We start from the raw sequence: 224 nt of genomic DNA, 5'->3' as shown, positions 1-224 counted from the left end.
GTCACACTTGGCAAGTTTGGCTCACCCTTCGGTGTTTCAGTGACTCTGGCGGTGTTGGTTTCCGTATCGACAACCACTTCCGTCTTATCACCGTCTGGCCAATTCTTTTCAATCCGAACGACCACTCCTGCGCCATCCACACTAGTCTTCGTTGTCCCACCATCGGGATCCTTAACTTCTGGTGTTTGAACGTAGTAATCCTTTGGATCAACTGAAAGTGCTGG

At 50.0% G+C, this 224-nt stretch carries 1 protein-coding gene; it reads right to left on the bottom strand.

Annotated elements, in window-relative coordinates; genetic code table 11:
• The coding region (locus FD04_RS12575; RefSeq protein ID WP_162255746.1) for a hypothetical protein at positions 1-224 on the bottom strand (224 nt) is incomplete at both ends.

Origin of the sequence: Secundilactobacillus odoratitofui DSM 19909 = JCM 15043, from assembly GCF_001434895.1 — a bacterium.
GTDB classification, from domain to species: domain Bacteria; phylum Bacillota; class Bacilli; order Lactobacillales; family Lactobacillaceae; genus Secundilactobacillus; species Secundilactobacillus odoratitofui.
Note: the sequence above shows the minus strand (reverse complement) of the source record. Positions and strands in the feature narration are given on the sequence as shown.